General features: G+C 36.1%; 15 protein-coding genes and 1 tRNA gene. 3 read left to right on the top strand and 13 right to left on the bottom strand.

Annotated features, from left to right (window positions below):
- The first annotated feature begins 1 nt into the window (after window position 1).
- Window positions 2-748: a deoxyribose-phosphate aldolase gene (gene deoC / locus J4Q03_RS00985; RefSeq protein ID WP_426046647.1), complete on the top strand. Its 747-nt coding sequence runs from the start codon at window positions 2-4 to the stop codon at window positions 746-748.
- A 39-nt stretch (window positions 749-787) separates the two neighbouring features.
- Here the strand turns inward: deoC and dusB are convergent, their stop codons facing one another.
- A complete protein-coding gene (dusB, locus tag J4Q03_RS00980; protein ID WP_426046382.1) occupies window positions 788-1,783 on the bottom strand; it encodes a tRNA dihydrouridine synthase DusB in 996 nt (331 codons plus the stop codon).
- Window positions 1,784-2,036: 253 nt separating this feature from the next.
- Window positions 2,037-5,228 carry a hypothetical protein gene (locus J4Q03_RS00975; protein ID WP_426046381.1) on the bottom strand — a complete coding sequence of 1,064 codons (3,192 nt, stop codon included), beginning with the start codon at window positions 5,226-5,228 and terminating at the stop codon, window positions 2,037-2,039.
- Window positions 5,229-5,642: 414 nt separating this feature from the next.
- Here J4Q03_RS00975 and J4Q03_RS00970 point away from each other — a divergent pair, with 414 nt between their 5' ends.
- Window positions 5,643-6,410 (top strand): T9SS type A sorting domain-containing protein, encoded by a 768-nt coding sequence (locus tag J4Q03_RS00970; protein WP_426046380.1) that lies wholly within the window; start codon window positions 5,643-5,645, stop codon window positions 6,408-6,410.
- Window positions 6,411-6,669: 259 nt separating this feature from the next.
- Here the strand turns inward: J4Q03_RS00970 and J4Q03_RS00965 are convergent, their stop codons facing one another.
- The 8 genes from J4Q03_RS00965 to J4Q03_RS00930 form a co-directional block, all read right to left on the bottom strand.
- Window positions 6,670-9,489 carry an aminopeptidase gene (locus J4Q03_RS00965; RefSeq protein ID WP_426046379.1) on the bottom strand — a complete coding sequence of 940 codons (2,820 nt, stop codon included), beginning with the start codon at window positions 9,487-9,489 and terminating at the stop codon, window positions 6,670-6,672.
- 54 nt (window positions 9,490-9,543) lie between these two features.
- On the bottom strand, window positions 9,544-10,923 hold the full coding sequence (gene pyrF, locus J4Q03_RS00960; protein WP_426046378.1) for an orotidine-5'-phosphate decarboxylase: 1,380 nt from the start codon (window positions 10,921-10,923) through the stop codon (window positions 9,544-9,546).
- Window positions 10,924-11,048: 125 nt separating this feature from the next.
- Window positions 11,049-11,390, bottom strand: coding sequence for a YkvA family protein (locus J4Q03_RS00955; protein WP_426046377.1), 342 nt, complete (start codon window positions 11,388-11,390; stop codon window positions 11,049-11,051).
- Between the two features lie 83 nt (window positions 11,391-11,473).
- On the bottom strand, window positions 11,474-12,013 hold the full coding sequence (locus J4Q03_RS00950) for a TlpA family protein disulfide reductase (RefSeq protein ID WP_426046376.1): 540 nt from the start codon (window positions 12,011-12,013) through the stop codon (window positions 11,474-11,476).
- A 46-nt stretch (window positions 12,014-12,059) separates the two neighbouring features.
- Window positions 12,060-12,623, bottom strand: a complete 564-nt coding sequence (locus J4Q03_RS00945; protein WP_426046375.1) for a thioredoxin family protein — start codon at window positions 12,621-12,623, stop codon at window positions 12,060-12,062.
- Between the two features lie 20 nt (window positions 12,624-12,643).
- A complete protein-coding gene (gene aroC, locus J4Q03_RS00940) occupies window positions 12,644-13,714 on the bottom strand; it encodes a chorismate synthase (RefSeq protein ID WP_426046374.1) in 1,071 nt (356 codons plus the stop codon).
- Between the two features lie 50 nt (window positions 13,715-13,764).
- The gene (locus J4Q03_RS00935; RefSeq protein WP_426046373.1) at window positions 13,765-15,396 is read right to left on the bottom strand and encodes an LIC_10190 family membrane protein; all 1,632 of its coding nucleotides are present in this window, start codon (window positions 15,394-15,396) and stop codon (window positions 13,765-13,767) included.
- Between the two features lie 51 nt (window positions 15,397-15,447).
- On the bottom strand, window positions 15,448-15,999 hold the full coding sequence (locus J4Q03_RS00930; RefSeq protein WP_426046372.1) for a glycine zipper domain-containing protein: 552 nt from the start codon (window positions 15,997-15,999) through the stop codon (window positions 15,448-15,450).
- Window positions 16,000-16,206: 207 nt separating this feature from the next.
- On the opposite strand from J4Q03_RS00930, the gene J4Q03_RS00925 reads away from it, so the two are divergent.
- Window positions 16,207-16,656, top strand: a complete 450-nt coding sequence (locus J4Q03_RS00925) for a hypothetical protein (protein ID WP_426046371.1) — start codon at window positions 16,207-16,209, stop codon at window positions 16,654-16,656.
- A gap of 142 nt (window positions 16,657-16,798) precedes the next feature.
- On the opposite strand, the gene J4Q03_RS00920 is transcribed toward J4Q03_RS00925, so the two are convergent.
- The 3 genes from J4Q03_RS00920 to J4Q03_RS00910 all read right to left on the bottom strand — a co-directional run bounded on the left by J4Q03_RS00920 (window position 16,799) and on the right by J4Q03_RS00910 (window position 19,355).
- Window positions 16,799-17,626, bottom strand: a complete 828-nt coding sequence (locus tag J4Q03_RS00920) for a glycosyltransferase family 2 protein (protein WP_426046370.1) — start codon at window positions 17,624-17,626, stop codon at window positions 16,799-16,801.
- Between the two features lie 1,093 nt (window positions 17,627-18,719).
- Window positions 18,720-18,790 (bottom strand) — tRNA-Cys (locus J4Q03_RS00915).
- 58 nt (window positions 18,791-18,848) lie between these two features.
- Complete coding sequence (locus tag J4Q03_RS00910) at window positions 18,849-19,355, bottom strand: RDD family protein (protein WP_426046369.1); 507 nt, start codon at window positions 19,353-19,355, stop codon at window positions 18,849-18,851.
- Window positions 19,356-19,365 lie beyond the last annotated feature (10 nt).

Here is a 19,365-nt window from a genome sequence, read left to right as displayed (position 1 = left end):
GATTATGAAGATTGCCCAATATTTGGATTCAACCTATTTGAAAACACCTGCACAGTCAGGTATTTCAAACGAAGAAACATTACAGATAAATAGAGAGCTTGCGCAGGAGGCCATAGACCATGGTATTTTTGCCGTAATGATCCGTCCGGATTATGTAGCCGATATCAAAAAGTATATTCGGGAAAGACATTCAGATGTTGCGGTAGGAACTGTAATAGGTTTTCATGAAGGAACCTATTCTGTTGATGAGAAACTTGCTGAAGCTTCAAAAGCAATTGAAGACGGAGCAGATGAACTCGATTTTGTTATTAATTATAACGCTTATCTCAACGGAAATCTTGCATTGGTAAAAGACGAATTTGTACAATGTACAAAATTGGCTCTGCAGAATCAGAAGATCGCAAAATGGATCATTGAAATTGCTGCACTGACCGATGTACAGATTGCAGATATCACTAAAAATATCTCAGACTGGTCAGTAGAAAATTTCTCCGAAAATGATCTGCCACATATCTTTGTTAAATCTTCTACAGGCTTTTACCAGACAGAAGGCGGAAAACCGAACGGAGCAACGTTTGAAGGTATACAGATTATGCTGGATAACGCAGGAAAACTTCCTGTAAAAGCAGCCGGAGGAGTAAGAACACCCGAAGATGCTGAAAAGATGATCAGCATGGGAGTAAAAAGAATCGGAACCTCTTCTGCTTTGAATTTAATAAAAAATGAATCTTCATCAGGAGGATATTAAAACATAAAAAAAACCATCAGATATGATGGTTTTTTTATTTTATACCTGCGCCTGATATTCTTCGTAGAATTGCTGCGTTTCTTTAATCAAAGCATCCATTTCTTCCAAAGTAAAAACCTCAAGGAATTTTTTTCTGAACTCTTTAAAATGAGGAACCCCACGGAAATAATTGCTGTAATGCTGTCTCATTTCAATAAGACCCAATTTTTCACCTTTCCATTCCGCACTCCATTCCGCATGCTGGCGTACAGCAAGTAAGCGGTCTGCAATAACAGGTTCCGGAAGATGTTCTCCGGTCTTGAAAAAATGCTTGATCTCATTAAAAATCCATGGATATCCAATTGCTGCACGGCCGATCATAATTCCGTCACATGCATATTTTTGTTTGTATTCAAGAGCTTTTTCAGGAGAATCAATATCACCGTTTCCAAAAATAGGAATCTCAATATTAGGGTTCTGTTTTATTCTGGAAATATGTTCCCAGTCCGCTTCGCCCTTGTACATCTGTGCACGGGTTCTGGCATGGATTGTTAAAGCTTTGATGCCTGTTTCCTGTAAACGTTCCGCCACTTCATCTATATTGATACTGGTGCTGTCCCATCCCAGGCGGGTTTTAACCGTTACCGGCAAATGAGTAGAGCTTACAACAGCTTTGGTAAGGCGTACCATAAGGTCAATATCCTTAAGAACTCCTGCTCCCGCTCCTTTACAGACTACTTTTTTTACAGGGCATCCGAAGTTAATGTCTACCAGGTCCGGATTTACCGTCTCTACAATCCTTGCAGACATCGCCATTGCCTCTTCATCTCCACCGAAGATCTGAATGCCAACCGGTCTTTCATAATCGAAAATATCCAGCTTCTTACGGCTCTTCATTGCATCACGAATCAAGCCTTCAGAAGAAATGAATTCTGAATACATCAGATCTGCCCCGTGCATCTTGCACAGACGTCTGAAGGGAGGATCACTTACATCTTCCATCGGAGCCAGCAAAAGCGGAAATTCCGGCAGTTCTATATTGCCTATTTTTACCATGCGGCAAATTTACGAAATTATAAACATTTGGAAATATGATAATATCTATGACTGTAAATGGTGGGTATCTATTTGGGTGAACAGTGAATTTTGCTTCGCAAATGAATAGTGAGGTTTAAATGACAGATATTAAATTTCATACAAAAGATAAGAGACGAGAGGCTTTAGGAAATTTGATGATGATAACAAAAGTTTGCAGCCCATAACTAATGCCCACCCACAAAACTCTCATACCCTCAAACGCTCTCACTCATTAAAAGCTCGCCTTTACCTGCATGCTTCCGATATGAATAGTTCTGTCTCCGGAATTTCTTCCCTCGTAATTTAGATTAAGCTGAAGGAAAGAATTGATCGCCTGCTGAATGAAAACACTCCATACCTGGTTTTTGCCGGGTTTAAGACCGTCCAGCATCTGGTTTCCTACGATACTGAAATTGTTTCCGGTAAAATCATTATTAATGAAAGAGAAATTCCCACGGATAGAAGTTTTTTTGCGCTCCCATTGAATGGTCCCCGTGACATCAAAAGCCTTCAGAAGCTCTTCACCATCTATTCTTTTCTTCTGGCGGTAGGCAGAAGAAAGTTCGGCCTGAATGGCGTCTGTAAATTTATAAGTAGCCTTTGGCTTTGTTTCAATATTATTCAAACGGTAATCTCTTGTGGCAAATAGCTGAGATGAATTTTTAAGATCATGGATCGAGTTTTCCCAATCAACTCTGAATTCTTTGTTAAACCAATACCCAATATTGACAAAATGCGAAACCTGCTCACGCTCTTCATTACTGAAATTGGCATTGATGAGGTTATCATTGGTAATAAAACGGTAGTTTCCGTTCCATCCGGATTTTTCTGTTGGATTAAACTGGACAGAAGCCAGAATATTCTGATTTTTTAAGATCTGATCACTGTTTTTCTCAAAAGGATTCAGGACCAGAACCTTGTCCTTTTTGTAGAAAGAGTTTTGTGAGTTCAATGAAACATTAAAATTCCAGCGTTTTAAAAATGCATTTTCAGAATTGAAAACAATCGCCGGATTAACGAATAATGCCAACTGGATTTTATTTTTATTGGAGGGAATATAGCGAACGGAATTTGTATAAATCCTGATATACTGTGCCAAGTCAGAGTATTCTGCAATTTCAAATTCATCGAGCTGCTGAATGCCGTCACCGTTATAATCGGTCCATTTATAAACGCCCTGGCCGTCTGTGACCTTAAGATACTGGAATTCCCTTTGTGCTTCCTGCCCGTTTCCAAGTTCATAAAATGCCTGAAGACGCATCCCGTTTCTGAATAATTGCTGGTTATATAGAATATTTCCTACTACAAAATCGTTATTCCGGGTCATGTCTGCTTCGTCATTCTTGTAAAAGAATTTTCTATAATGTATCAAGGCATTTAAAGTAGTTCTTTCGGTCTTAATAAGCTGGCTTTCTGCCATGATCCCCAGGATATTATTCATGCTCTCCAGCCTGTTGTTTCGTACAGAGTCATTATCTCTCATGTACACTTTTGCAAGAAGCTTTGTACGCGTACTGTCACCGATCTTTTTCTGAACGAAGATTTCTTTCCAGCTGAAACTGGTAACATCCATAAGCTGCGTATCATTATACTTCTTCTCATTATGTTCCATGCTTCCTCCGATAGCCCAGCTTCCTTTTTTGCCGGTAAATTCCGTAGAAACTCCACCCCGGATAAATTTTGTGTCCTGAAGTATAGCATTCGTATTAAGGTATGACAGGTTTCCTTTTGTAAAGAATTTTCCTGTGATCCAGCTAAGATCAAGATCATTTTTTATCCCTTTGTAGGTGTCCTGCTCATCCAGATAGTTCATCCGGTAATTCAGAGTTGATTTATTGTTCCACTTATTTAAAAAACTGAATATAAATCTGTTTTGAGTTCTCTGGCTGAATTCCTGTACCAGGTTAAAATCTCTCGAGAATTCCACATCATTGATACGGTCTAGAATATGGAATTGCTTGTCAATGTATTGATATTCAAAGCTTGGAGTTCCTTTCCAGTTGTTTTTAGTAAAACTTTTATTCCCAAAGATACGCCATGCATACCCTATATTCTGAGCTGCGTCTTTTGAAGAAAATAAATTCAGATCATAATTGCTCAGTGAGAAATCAGCGCCAATTTTTCCCTCCTTTAAAAGATACTCGGAATTTACTGAATAAACCTGCGATTTCTGAGGCGAAGGAAGCTTTCTTACCGCTTTATAATCCCCCATATTATTCCCGACATATTCAAACACACGGCCATTATTGGTGGTCTGCGTAATTTTGTAATCCCCTTGATTAATACCAAAATAAGTAAAAGAAACCTGATAAAGTGTTTCATTCTGATCTGTCGAAAATTCGTAGAAGTTTCCGGCTGGGTTTAAGCGGTACAGGATTTTGTTAACATCATATGGAGTAACCACTCCTGATGGCGCATACATCAGATCAGGATCATTACCTGCATCGGCAAGAATCTGTTCATCTTCTTTGGTGAGATTTAGAGAAAGCGGCGCATTTTTGTTGTCATTTTCCATGAACCAGTTCAGCCCTACTTTAAACTTCTCCCTCTGATGCTCTAGTTTTCCGGTAAATAAATATCTGGAGTAATTCCTGTTCGTATAGTTATATGAAATTGTAATAAAATTCTGCTGGAAAATCGGGCGGAAACTGGTAAATGTTACCTCTCCGGTATTATAATTAATGATATAATCCTGGTTTTCACCACGCTTCATCAAAATACCATCAATAAATACCTGTTCAGAGCCGGAAATAAGGGTGATGAACTGTTCTCCGTTCTTACCGGTTAAACGGTAAGGTCCCTGGTTACCTTCCACTCCCTGAAAGCGGACCCTGTGAAATTCACTTCGTGCAACGCCCATGGAAACATCTGCAAAAGTTTTGTTATCCTTTCCAAATTCAGTCTGAAACTCAAGCCCCATACTTCGTCTCTGGAATTTTGCAAAATAATTTTTAGATTCTACAAGATCAAGATGCCCTGCTCTTAGGATCGACTTATCTTTAATATTCAGCTGCATATAAATCTTGTCAAACTCTTCCAGGGTTTGCGTATAGCCATCAGCCTGAATAGGGAGGTTATGATCCGAAATACTTGCCAGAATAGTGACATCCTTGGAAAGCCTGCCGGAAATCTGAAGATCCATGGAACTCTGCACCGACTGTCCCTGATTGTTACCGAATGTAATTCCGCGGATGATAGAACCTTTAGAGTTCAGTTCTCCTAAAAATCTTTTTTTATCATTTCTGACTAGTACCGCTTCATCTACAATTATTTTATTGTTCGTTTTTACAAAATCAAGCGTGTCTTTAGCAAATATATCCTGTTCAAAACGCGCAGCAAGAATACTGTCTTTTTTAATACTGTCTTCAGGAATGTTTGGATTTTTCCACGAAAATATTTGCGCATGGGCCGAAAATATGCCCATGAAAAACAAACCGATCAGAAGAAAAAGATTGCGCAAGTGTTTAAAAATAATTCGTAAAAATAACTAAAAAATGTTAATGGAAAGGAGTTTAGCATTATTAACAGAAATTTAATCTAATTATTGTAAATCCATAAAAATTACAGATGATTTTATCATGTAAATTATTAATCATTGAATTTAATATCATTGAATTTTTATTCACAGTAAAATTGATATTAATTACAGGAAATATAGTTTTAAACAGAATAAATCTTTAAAATGGGAATTATTTAACAATGTAAAATATGAATAGTAATAAGGTTTCCAAGGGAATTGTTAAAAAGCAATTTTAATTAATTGTTAATTATATGCCACCATTTTTATATGGTGATGGTTTTTTTGTACTTTTATCCCATAATTTAAAAACTTTTTATAATGAAAAAAATCTTTACTATTTTAGGAATCACTTCATGTGTTTTCGGATTTTCTCAGAACTTAGTTCAAAATCCAAGTTTTGAAAGTGGGCTTAGCAACTGGACAGCTGGTACAGGAACATCTTATACGTTACCTACTGTTGAAACAGATACTCCATATCAAGGAGTAAATTATACTAAATATGTAGCAACAGCAACAAATGGCTTTTATCAAAACATCCCTATCACGGCCAATACTCAATATGTAGTTAGCTTTTGGTATAAGTCTTCTGGTAGTGGGAATGGAGCCAGAATTTGGTCTTGCTTTTTAGACTCTTCTGCAGCACCTGTCTATTTGACAAGTGATGCATCAACAGATCCATTGAGAAATAATAATGGTTATTTGCCTAAAGTAAGTGTTTGGACTCAAAAAACTGTAACTTTTACTTCTCCGGCATCTGCAGCGCAGTTCCAATTGCAAGTACGTGCTTATAATAATTCTACTGCTAGTTTTGATGAGTTTTCTTTAATGCAAAACGGATCATTATCTACAGTTGATTTCTCAGCATCAAAATATAGCTTAGTTAAAAATACCTTTGTTAAATCAGAGATTAATTTTGCGAAAAACTGTAAAGATGTAAAAATCTTTAATATGTTCGGACAAGTGGTAAAATCTCTTTCTGTAAAAGAAAACGAGACTGTGAATGTTGATGGACTAGCAAAAGGAAACTATATCGTTACAGGAACTGTAAATAACGAGCCTGTATCTCAAAAGATTTTAAAAGACTAATTTTTTAGCTTCTTTAAATTATAAACTCCGGCCATTTCGTAGAAATGGCCGGAGTTTCTTTATATCATTTTCAATAATGGAATTCAAAAAATATTGAACTAAGATTCAAGAACGCATGTTATTTTTCAAATATTTTAATTTTGGTTCTTTATTTGATGTATATTTAACAAGAGTAGTAAATGTCATTATAGCGATTTAATAGTTAGTTTTCAATATAACATGTTAAGAGAAGCAGCTGTTTTACAGTTGCTTTTTTATTTTAATACCATCCCCTTCTCGCAGCATTGATAACGGCACCAAGATTAAGTACCAATGTATATCTGATACGTTTTGCGTAATCTTTGAAAGAAGGTTCAAAGCCTAATGAGGACTGGATAGGAAAATAAATTTCAAGAAAATCAGGGATAAGCCTTACTTTAATGCCACTGTCCCAGATAAACTCTGCAGGACGGTTTTTATTCTTATAGATCCCCGCATCTGCATACACATGAAATATTTTCCATACACTTGAATCTACATTAAAAGAAGTGATCCACTGATTAACAGATCCAGGAATAAAGGATTTAAAACCTCCGTCAGCCAGGATAAACTGTTGTGACAGAAGGCCGCTGTTAGCACTTTCCCCCAACAGATTATAAGAGAAAGAATAGTTTGATACCCTGGATATTCCGTAGTTAAACGTATTATTTCGGGTCTCATTTCTTATAAAATAACCGGCAAATAATCTAACGCTTAGTTTTTGTTTTGGAGCAAATTCCCACCTGTAAAATCCTTCCGCAGTTATTTTATTGAAGTCTTCCATGCCCTGAGTGCTCAAGCTTAAACTTTTTTCATGGATCATCTGGCTGTCACTATATCCATAGCCTGCACTCCATAGATTATACTTGTCATAATCTTTGTTGGCGATCATTTTAGGACTGAGATCCCTTTCTAAATAATTGTAAGAAAACCCTAAACTTCTGCTTACCGTACTTCGGGGATTTTTTCTGAAATTGAAATTGGAAAATATTGATCCTTTTCTGTAGGCCAGACCGTAATCATAATGGAAATAGGAACCTGATACTCCAAAAGTAATACTTCTGAAAACACTTTCAGCCGGGAGGAAAGAGTAGGAGATAGCACCAGATCCTGTCAGTTTACCGGTCCCGGTACTGTAAGTAGGCGTAAATGAATACAGAAACTTCTGATCGAAGAAAGACTGATTTTTTAAGTTAACACCCAAAAGGAATTTATCATACGTATTATTAAAACGTACCCTTGGGGTGACGTATATTTCGTTGTATTCAGGATTTGGAATATCCTTGATAAGCTTAAATTTTATTTTTTTAGCATTTGAAAACAAACCTTTTGCGTATAAAAAATTATCCCGGTATTTAGATTCTGGGAAAATGTAATCCGAATTTAGAGTTACTTTATGAATATCTTCTGAGGCAGGAAGAGCGAAATTGGTGATTCTTTCGTTTTCTTTTGTTTCTATCCAATAAGATTTTACCTCGCCTTCACTGGTCTGCGTTTCAAGCCGTACCGGAATGGGAGAATCCATATTTTTACCAATTTTGATAGTCAAAGAATCTTCCTGCTTCCTGATATTTTTCAGTCTGAAATTAGCTCTGTTCTTTTGTTTTAAAAAATTGGCGAGATAGTCTGATGTTTTATCTTTTTCAGCCAGTTCTTTAAGGAATTCCTCCGGCTCAATTTTCTTGTCTGTATTTTTGGAAATATAATCTTTCAGAACACTGTTGAACTGATCATAACCCACTTTTTCGGCAGTATAATTAAAAAGGCTTCCCGTTTCGAAACTGCTGATTGCCATGTCATTAAAGTTGCTCAAAACCGTAAAGTTTTCGCTGATCTTCTGGTCCAGATTCTGAGACATGATATATTGATAAGCCAGTCCGTAACGGTCGATCAATTTTACTTTAGACGCGTGGAACAGTTTTAATGGCTTTACTCCAAAAATACGCGTCTCCGGCAAAGTCCCCAATAACTTGGTATCTTTGTAGAACTTTTGAAGATACTGGATTTCAAGATATGATTTTAAACCGTTTTTAAACCAGTGGTTTTTCTGCTTATCTGCAATAATACTTTCGTCAAGTATTTTTTTTGCAATGATGCCAAAATAATCAAGATCTGTCTTCTCTGACTCCGTGAATAGCTGAAATCTGAATTTCCAGAAAGCGATATCATTACTTCCGAAAAAATCTTCCGAAGTTTTGAATTTTTCCGAAATAAAAAGATTTTTTGGAAGAAAGCCTATTTTTTCTTTTATGAACTTCAAGTGCAAAGGCAGGTAAAATTCAAGATTCTGTTTTTCTTCCGGTTTCAGATTATATCCGAATTTGATTTCAGTATCAGATCCATCTACATTTATTTTTATGGAAGGAAGCCCGTTCTGTGAGATTACAAATTCAGGATCAGAATCAAGATAACCTTTAAATGTATTCATCTGAATCTGCGGCAGATTACTTTCGATGAAACTGTTAGGAGGAAGATCAAAGTTGACCGTCCAGAAAGTATTGAAACTTACCGATTCTTCAATATCGTGGTAGTTTCTTTTGGAAATATTGTCCGGATCAAAATGATCCGGAACAATAAAGAAATATTTTAATGCAGTGAGTTTATCAGATGTACCGTAGCCTGTAAATTTCTTATCGGGGAGGTGCATTCTGTACTGAAGCTGTAATTTTATGCTTTCACCGGGTTTCAAAGCCTCCTTCAGGGGGAGAAAAAGATTCTCATCTGATGTGGAATTCACGGCAACAGGCTGCGCTGAATTTTTAATTTGCAGGTCCAGAAGTGTACCCAGCTGATCATTTTTAGCAAAATGAAGGTCACTGTTCCTGTCTTCCAGTTTTCTGTATACCAGTGATGTTCCTTTTTTCTTATAAGCAGAAACCCAATTGAGAAGCTTTACGGACTGCAGGTCTTTGCCGGAGTGATTGTAATATACAATTTCCTGATTAACCTCCAGCGTTTTTCTGTCCGCAGATAGTTTAGCTTCAATGTATATGCTGTCTTTTTGTCCAGAAACCTGTACAATTCCCCAAAACAAAACAAGGCATGTCGTAATCTTTTTCAAAATCCTGTGATAAAGCCCAAATATAAACTTATTTTGAATATATCCAGTAGGATTTTAGCCCTGAACGATGTTTTTTTGCAAAGAATTAACATACGCATTCCAGCCCTCATTCTTATAGGTAACAGCAGCGGTTTCAGGATCTTCAGATTGATAAATTCCTCTTCCTACGATAATGAAGTCGGAGTGAAGCATTTTGAAAACATGTTCAGGAGTATTGTACTGCTGTCCTTTTCCGTCTCCTGAATCTGCAAGATTAACACCAGGAGTGAAAAGCAATAGCTCTTCCGGAATCTGGTTCTGTGATACTCCTCCGATTACATTTGGATGTGATAAGGCTACTTTCAGAGCTTCTTCACGGTAGCTTGCTGTAGTCAGGGCTCCTTTGGAAGACATTCCTACAATAGCAACAACGCCTACGTTTCTGAAGCAGTCCAGAGATTCAAACCCACCAATTACCTGTGAAGTAACGAAATCTGCCCAGTCTGTAATTTTAAAGACGCCGCTGGTGAACTGCAGTTCCTGGGTATTACCAATATCTGCAAACTTTCTGTCCTCCATCAATAAAAACTGATGTTTTTCAGCCAATGCCTTTAAAGGAACAATTGTTTTTTCATATTCAAAATCTGAAATGATATCAATATGTGTTTTTAATGCAATAACATGAGGCCCTACTTTTTCAGCAAGATCAAGAAGCTCCTGTGTCGTGGTAACGTCTGCAGAGGCAATCAGGTTTGATTTTTTTGCCAAAGCAGTTTCCAGCAATTTTTTAGAAACCGAATGTTGTGCATGCTCTAATTTCTGTTCGTAAGAACTTCTCGTTTTTTCTTCAAACTGAATATGGTTACCCTGAAGAAAATCCTGGATTCTTTTTACTTCTTCATCAGACAGTTCTCCGTTTTCCTGAAGAATAGCGCAAACTTCTGAAATATTGAAAAGAGTATGAACCCTGTAGCCTTTACTTTCCAGTAACTGTTTCCCGCCCTGCTCTCTGTCTAGAACCACAACAATATCAGCTACTTTAAGGTCTTCCTGCTCTACCTCTGCAATAGTTTCTACAAGAGATTTTCCGGAAGTGATCACATCTTCTACCAAAAGACAGTTCTGGCCTTTCTGGTAAATTCCCTCGATCAACTTTTTAGTTCCGTAGCTCTTGGCTTCTTTTCTTTTAATAATTAATGGAATATAACTTTCCAAAGACATCGCAGTAGCCATCGGAAGCGCTGCATAAGGCACTCCGCAGATTAAATCAAAATTATCCAGTGGAAGCATTTCCAGTAAATAATTAGCCAGATTCTTTAAGATTTTAGGGTCTGAAGCCAAAGGTCTCAGGTCTACATAAAACGGACTTTCAATACCGCTTTTTAAGGTAAACCTTCCGAATTTGATGATGCCCAGCTTGTAGCACTCTAAGAAAAATTCTTTTTTACTTTCCATTATTTTTTATTAGATACTGCAAATTTAATGATTTGAAACAAGGCTTAAAAATTTATCAACCATTTGTCAATAAAAAACCACCCTGAAATGTTCAGGATGGTTTAAAGAATATTTTCTGTAAATTATTATTTTACAATTTCTGCATCAATAATTTTAGTGCCATTCAGCCTCTGTTCTGCTTCCCACAGCAAAAATTTATCCACTTCTTTGATCAGTTTTGGAATTGTAAGTGACAATACTGCCAGATCATCCATAACTCCTAAAACAGGAACGGCAAATTCAGGAAGTATATCAATAGGGGAAATTACATATAAAAGTCCCAGAAGAGGAAGAATAATATCCATGGATCTCATCGGATATTCTCCCTTTCTCCATAATTTGACCATCCTGAAAATATCAGGAATTTTTTTTACGAAGCCTTTATGGCTGATCGCTTCTTTTGCAAGATTCAATTTTGAATATTTCATTTTGTGTTTAGTTTAATAAATTTTTCAACGTAGTAAATTTCGCAAATTCTATACCAATAAATTATAAAATTTAGTTAAAATAATTACTTGATGATGTTGTCAATAAACTGATGCACAGTCTCTGTGTTCCAATCTCTTGAAGCATCCTCCTTAATAATGATTCTTCCGTGCTGGTCAATAAGAAAAGTGGTAGGGAATACTTTCGGAAGAATTTTTTCGGAAATAGGGCTTTGTGCAATATAAACAGGAACGGAATAATTATTCTCTTTTAAAAACTTTCTGACATCCTCTTCCTTGTCGTTCATAGCAATAAGAATAAAATCTACATTTCCTTTTCTGGAATCATATAATTTCTGAATGCTGGGCCATTCTTTTCTGCATGGCGGGCACCATGTTCCCCAAAAATTAAGGAAAACAGGCTTATTTTTAAAAGTTTTAAGATTGGTACTTGGTACATTGATTCCTTTCAGCTCAATGTCATAATCTTCTTCACTTACATGTACGGCATTTTCAATCGTGGCGATCGGGAAGAACTGATCTCTCAGGTATTCCTTTACTCCCGGAACAAAAGCTATGACACCGATAATGATGATAAGGACAAGATAAATGATATTCTTTTTCATGTGATGATCTTTACTGTTATTTTTTACCGATGGAATTCAATTTATATTATAATAGTTCCAAAATCTCCTGGACTGCATCCTTGCCTCTGTTTTTAGCATAATACAGCTGCAGGTCGTTATAGAAATTATCTTTTGGATAAGCTTCAGGGTCTGCTTTATGTTTCATTAATAATTCATATCCGTATTTCGGACGTGGTCCCCATGAATTTTTTACATTAAAATCTTTATCCAGGATGATTACTTTTGGGATAGATTCTGTACCGTTAGTCAGGTATTGATTGATCAGGCTTTTATCACGGTCTCTAAGGAAAATCCTCACTTCATTGTGTCCTTTAAAGAAAGTAACAAGAGCTGGCACCGTAGCGCTGGCATCGCCACACCATGCTTCTGAAATAATCAGGATTTTTCCGTCAAAATTCTTAGAAGCCAATTCTTTTAACTGTTCTTCATCCGGAACATATTTTTTTAATGTTCTGTCCATTCTCTGCAATCCTAGCTCATAGTATTGCTTATATTCGGTTTCCTGCTGACTGGAAGGGTTTTCCAATCTTTCTTTTCCGATGCGGACATATTCTTCAAAAGAAATTCCCTGATCCCAGTAATTCTTCATGATCAAAAATATTTTTTATGTTAAAAATTATTGATGTTTCTTGTTTTGTTGATTAAAAACAGGTCAGCCAGTACAAATGCAGCCAGGCTTTCCACAACAGGAACGGCTCTGGGCACTACACATGGATCATGACGTCCTTTTCCTTCGACTACTGCCGGATTTCCATATTTATCTACGCTGTCCTGAGGTCTCAGAATAGTTGCAACCGGCTTGAATGCAGCACGGAAATAAATATCCATTCCATTGGAAATTCCTCCCTGGATTCCTCCCGAAAGATTGGATTTTGTGGTGAAATCTGTATTGAAAGCATCGTTGTGCTCTTTTCCTGTCATTTTAGCACCGCAGAAGCCACTTCCATATTCAAATCCTTTGCAGGCATTGATATTCAGCATGGCTTTGCCCAACTCGGCCTGAAGTTTGGAAAAGATAGGCTCTCCAATTCCTACAGGAACGTTTTTGATAACGCAGGTAACAGTTCCACCGATGGTGTTGCCTTCTTTCTTGATCTCTTTAATTCTTTCGATCATTTTCTCAGCCGTTTCGGCATCCGGGCAACGTACATCATTACTTTCCGTTTTTGAAAAGTCTAAAGCCTGATAAGGCTTTTCACAGAAAATATCGCCCACCGAAGAAACATAGGCATTAATCTCGATGCCGGATAAAAGCTGTTTTGCCAATGCTCCTGCAACAACCCAGTTGATGGTTTCCCTTGCCGAAGATTTTCCGCCGCCGCGATAGTCTCTGATGCCAAATTTCTGGTCATACGTGAAATCTGCATGACTCGGACGGTATGAATCTGCGATATGATCATAGTCCTTAGACTTCTGATTTTCATTTTCTATAATAAAGCCGATTGGGGTACCCGTTGTTTTTCCTTCAAAGATCCCGGAAAGGAACTTTACCGTGTCACTTTCTTTCCTTTGAGTGACAATCGCAGACTGACCTGGCTTTCTACGATCCAATTCATATTGAATTTTATCGAAATCGACCGTTAAACCTGCCGGAAAATTATTGATGATACCGCCGTAAGCCACGCCGTGACTTTCTCCAAATGTTGTAAGACTAAGAAGATTACCTAATGTATTGAACATGATACAAAATTACCTATTTTTCTTCAGATAATAAAGTTTCTGGATTTGTTCTATTTATCAGTGTTTTTGATAGTATGGATAATGTCCTGTACTTCTTTTTCTTCCTCCGGTGTGAGTTTTTTCCAGAAGAATCCTTTTCTGATGTTTTTTCCGTCAATATATTGAGGGAAGATTCCTGCTTTTGCATCATCAAAAATGTAGCCTGCAGAGATGGCAGGAATGGGCGTGTCAAAATTAAAAGGATAATTCTTTGATACATTGAATTTTAAATTCCCAGTTTTGAAAGTTTCAAATTTATTGTAATGATAAGTTGAAGGCTTATACAGCTGTTCTTTTTTCAATCCGGCCATAAAGTTTCCCGGTCTGAAACTCGGAACATACTGACGGATGAAATTGGGAAAACTTAAAATCCCGATCACCAATATACCGGTTACAGAGAAAATAGCAAGTGAATTTCTTTTGCTAAAGTGTATTAACAGGATAAAAGCAATTACAAAAAATACATCAATAAAAAAACGGTACTGTGCCGAAAAAGCCAACACCAGTATACTTTTTATTAATATGGAAATGCAGATCAGGCTAATGATTTTTTTCTTTTTAATGAAAGCAAAAACAGAGAAAATAGCCAGACTTAAAATGAAAATTATATTGATTTTTGATTTAATGCCTTCCAGTGTAAACCAGTTTCTGACCGCATCATAAGAAGAGAACTTTTGAATGTCCCCGTAGCTGTACTGCATATCGTATGTTTTCTGAACAGCATATTGTGATGAAATTTTTAAGACTTCCGGATTGGGTTTCCAGCTGAATCCAAAATCAATTATTGCTACGGGAAATACCGGATATCCGAATGTCCATATATTTTTAATAAAGAACAAAATAAGAATCCCAGTTCCCAAAATCCAGTTTTTATAAGTAGGTTTAAAAACAAATACAGAACATAGAAATACCAGTAACGGAAGCCATATCATAGTAGGTTTTATGGAAAAAACAAAAACGGCATAAGCAAAAAGAAGGCTGATGTTTTTGTTTCCTGTCATGATTTCATTTAAGATAATCAATGATAAAGTAATAACAGGAAGGTCGGGGCTTGGCGACTGTGAAAAAAGTAACAGGATAGGAATAAAACACAGTTGGATCCAGCTCTTCTTCTCAACAATATAAAAAGTATAGGCGATCAGAAGAATGGCATTAATTCTTAAAAAGGGATCTGAGAATCCGGAAAATCCCGACTGAAAAATATGCCATACGGACATTTGCCCCAATGTAAAATCCAGATTGGAAATACCTTTTACCAAACCATATTCTGTGAGCCATCTGATGGTGGGAACATAATACCCGAAATGATCCAATATATAAGGATAGAAGGAGCTGCTGTATAAAATAAGCAATGAAATACTGACAATCAGAAGAATATCTTTCTTTGAAAACGAATTGATTTTCTGGTATAATTTCTTTTTGAAGAAGAAAAAAACTCCGGATACTATAAAGGGAATCTCTACATATATATTAATAGGAACGAAAAATGCCAGAACAGTCCATATAAGGCTGAGTCCTAAAATTCCGGTTAAAATATTGCCCGAAATCCCACCAAACGGGGAGCCGGTGAAGCTTTCCATGATTTTTCCCCAGCCCGCAAGTACTGAAAGAATAAGAACTGATGAAAGTAAAAGTAAAATCATAAAAAAAGATTGCCTAAAAATAAGCAATCTTTAAATGTTATCGTGAAAATATTAATTACTTGGCTGAACTCTTCCGTCTCTTCTGTCTCCAGCTCTACCGATCGTATAGCCGGTTGCACCACCTACTACACCTCCGATTACGGCTCCGAGACCTCTGTTTTTCTTGGCAACAATAGCTCCTACTGCGGCACCGCCTACAGCACCAATAGCGGTTCCTTTGGCTGCTTTACTCCATCCTTTCTTTTGGGTGGTTGTTCCCTGAGAAGAAGTATTTCCATTGTCTGCATACGTTCCGCCTCCTGAATTAGAGTTTGATCCTCTGTCTCTATATACTGTTCTTGTTTCTCTTATGACCTGAGGCTTTGAATTATTGGCTGCAGCTGCCTGTGATTTTTTACTTTCAGCAATGCTGTCTGCTTTTTTCTGTGCTTCGTACACAATTTTTTCTTTCTCGATAGCCAGCTTTTGCTTTTCTATTTCAAGCTGTCTTGCCTGAAATTCAAGTTTCTGCTCTTCCAGAGATTTTTCAGCTGTTCTTTCATCCTTTTTGCAGGCTGTCAGTAAAAAGACTGATAAAAAACCTGCTAATACTATCTTTCTCATAATTCAAATTTTAATAAATAGTCTTAGCCAAAACGGCAGCAACTTTCTATGTATTTTCAATTATGAAGCCAAAATTAGTTAAGGAATGTTAAAGTGATGAATTTTCTGATAAAACTGAATGTTTTTCAGATGTAATTTTAAGTTAATTAAAAGTTTTTATTCAATTCATATGAATTGGTTACTTTTGAAATACCAAAATTACTTAATATGAAAATATCAATTTTTAAAACAATGGCTTTTGTAGCGATGTCAGTTATTGCCGTTTCGTGTTCTTCGAATGATGATCTGGTAACAGATATTCAGTCTCAGCCTCATTCTCAAACCTCTAAAGAAGCTTCAAAAACGCAAACCTATAAGGTAAGATTCGGTCTTATATCTTTGGACGGAACAAAAACGCTTTCAGGAAGTTATGACGTAGGAAGTTTCCTTGCTGAAAATACAGTTACAGGTGAGGTTTATGATACCTATTATGGGGGAGGTTTCCAAACATTGCCTGCCTATTATGAAGGGATTCCCGCGGGAACTTATACTTTCTCTGCGATGCAGGGGCAGGGAGGCTGGACAGGCTACGGGTCGGTAACAGGAACTGTATCAGATGCTCAGGTAGATGCTGACGGATACGTTACTGTATATATTCCTGTGACCTGGGCAGAGTAAATGAATGGATTAAATTAAATCAACTTTAATAATTCTCACAAAGGATTTATTATTTATGTTCTTAAGCTTCCTGATTCGGAAGCTTTTTGTTTTAATGAACTGCTAGAAAGAAAAAAGCTCTCATTTCTGAGAAGCCTTTCGGTTATATATTTAAAGTTACTTTTACCTTATTGATAAGCCTGTAAATTTTGCGGGTCTGGTAGTTCAGGAGCTCGTAGATTTCCTGTGAGTTAGTATAGATTTCAGGCACTATCTTATTATTGATCATTCTGATTCCTCTTCTCTTCATAGTGTCGTGAATCACTCTGGCAAATGACTCTTTTGCTCCCTGCTTAAAAGTCTGCTGGGAGATACCGTTAGAGTGCAGACGGTAAAAATAAAGAGGTTCTCTAATGTATTTTATATTGCCATGTTCCAGTATTTTTAAATAAAGATCCTGGTCTACAGCACTTTTTAGATGGGGGTTGATGCCGGAAGTTTTCAGGTAGGTTTCTTTTTTGAAGGCGAAGAAATGAGCAAACTGTGTAGGACAGTTGAAGAAATATCTGCTGTTATAGATTTGTTTTGTGCCTGCAAATACTTTATCCGGAATAAGATTTTCGTTGCAAAGCATCATTTGAGAGTATGCTGCTATAATATCCTCTTTGATAAATTCGTGTATGGTTTTTTCCAATGCGTCTTCGTATAAGGCATCATCGGGATCAAGGTAGGCACATAGTTCGCCTTTTGCATATTTCATGCATTCTCTTTTGGTATAGCCGCATCCACGATTGGATGTATTATGGTAGATGCTGAATCGTGGATCATTTTTTATAATAGCTTCAATTATTTTCACAGAATCATCTGTAGAATCATCATCAACAATTATAACTTCCCAGTTCTTGTGGGTCTGGGCTATCAACGAATTATAGCAGTCTCTAAAGTACTTGCCATTATTATAATTGGCTATAAGTATAGAGAATTTTATCACGTTCTAATGAGTTAAGTTTTTTGTAAAACTAAAAAATAAATTATTAAAAAAAGATAACCTAAATCATGTTATTTTTAAAGTTTTTTTATTATTTTAATAGTTTATATTTTTAATATTTCTTTATAAATATTTATAGATGTTGATTTTGTAATTTTAAATACAGCATTTCATTGGCTTGATGTTGTTTATTGCATCTCTGAATATTGGTTATGAGAATTTAACCGAAGATAGATTTAAAAAGATCTTTTATGACTTAACTCATAAAATAGAAAAAATAAAAGGTATTATTTTTATACTTAGAATTAGAATAACAATTCTTCTCTTTTAAATTATAAAAATTATTATAAATTTTTTTCATCATTTGTGTTTTTGAGGTCTCCATTAGGAGGCCTTTTTTTATTTCTATACTGTATAAAACAGATGAGGAAACATGATATTAATCATGATGTACGATTGAACTTCACTTGTAAAAAGCTTCCATTGTTTTGCTATTGTGTTGTAATTATTTTTGTATGAGGGTTTTAGCTGGGTTTTTCTGTTTAACATAGCACATAATGAAGAATTATAAGAGTGAAAAAAAATTAAAAAAGTAGGAGGCATAAGAACAACTTTGGCACGATTTTTCAATATATGAAGCAACTCATGTTTAATTTGAGTTTTCATGGTTATTAGTTTTTATCCCCGAAGCAATTCGGGGATTTTTTTTTGATCATACTTCACGTGGTACTAAAGGCTGTTGGAAGTTTTGGTGGCGGTTTCAGGAACAAAAATATCCTTACTTTTGGAAAAGGATATCATAGAATACATGTTAAATATTCTAATAGGATCGGAAGATAAAGCATTGACTACTTCATATCATTTCCAATTAAAATCCCTGCTAAACTTTTCATTATTTAATATTGAAAAGTATACACATGAACTATTCCGTTATCATAACTGATTTTCACAATATTTTGATCTACAGTAAAAGGAAGTTATAGAACATTCAAAGTAATTCCTGAAAGAAGATATTTTTATGTTGACACAAAAATAGACACATTTAAAAACAAAAAACCCTAAACTATTTGTAATTAATAGAATAGGGTTCAATGTGAGGTACCTAGCGGATTCGAACCGCTGTAGATGGTGTTGCAGACCACTGCCTAGCCACTCGGCCAAAGTACCATTTTTACCATTTTTGAGGTGTGCAAATATAGCAAAAAAAATTAATGAACAAAAATTTTTAAATCATTTCTTTCGCTCCAATGCTGCTTATTTCCTCTTTTAATTGTCTTTCAGCAACATAGTCTTTACCGTTGATTACTCTGGTATCACTCCAGCTGTCATGCCAGCCGTTATTTCCTAAAAAAGAAAGAGAGTCAAAAGGTACGGCACGGGAAAATGTACGGGCAATAATCTGTTGGGATGTTGGTTTATTTCCATCTATACTGATTACTTCAGTTCCTGTAATATATTTAGCAATAGTTTTGCCCAGATAATATTCCATAAAAAAGAAATAGGAAAAAGACAGGGCCAGATAAATAAAAAACGTGATCAGGTTAAAAGTAAAACTTTGATCCTCATTTTCAGCAGAAAACCCTTCTCCATACACTATCGCGTATGCTATTCCAAATAAAAAAAAGAATGCATAATAAATTGCCTGTATAAAAAGTCTGTCTAAAAAGAAATTAAGAAAGCGTTTGCCGGATGTGGCCTTATGTCTGTCGACAACTGCCAGGTATTTTCTCATGTGGTTGTGT

Origin of the sequence: Chryseobacterium sp. NFX27, from assembly GCF_049887855.1 — a bacterium.
Lineage (GTDB): Bacteria > Bacteroidota > Bacteroidia > Flavobacteriales > Weeksellaceae > Chryseobacterium.
Note: the sequence above shows the minus strand (reverse complement) of the source record. Positions and strands in the feature narration are given on the sequence as shown.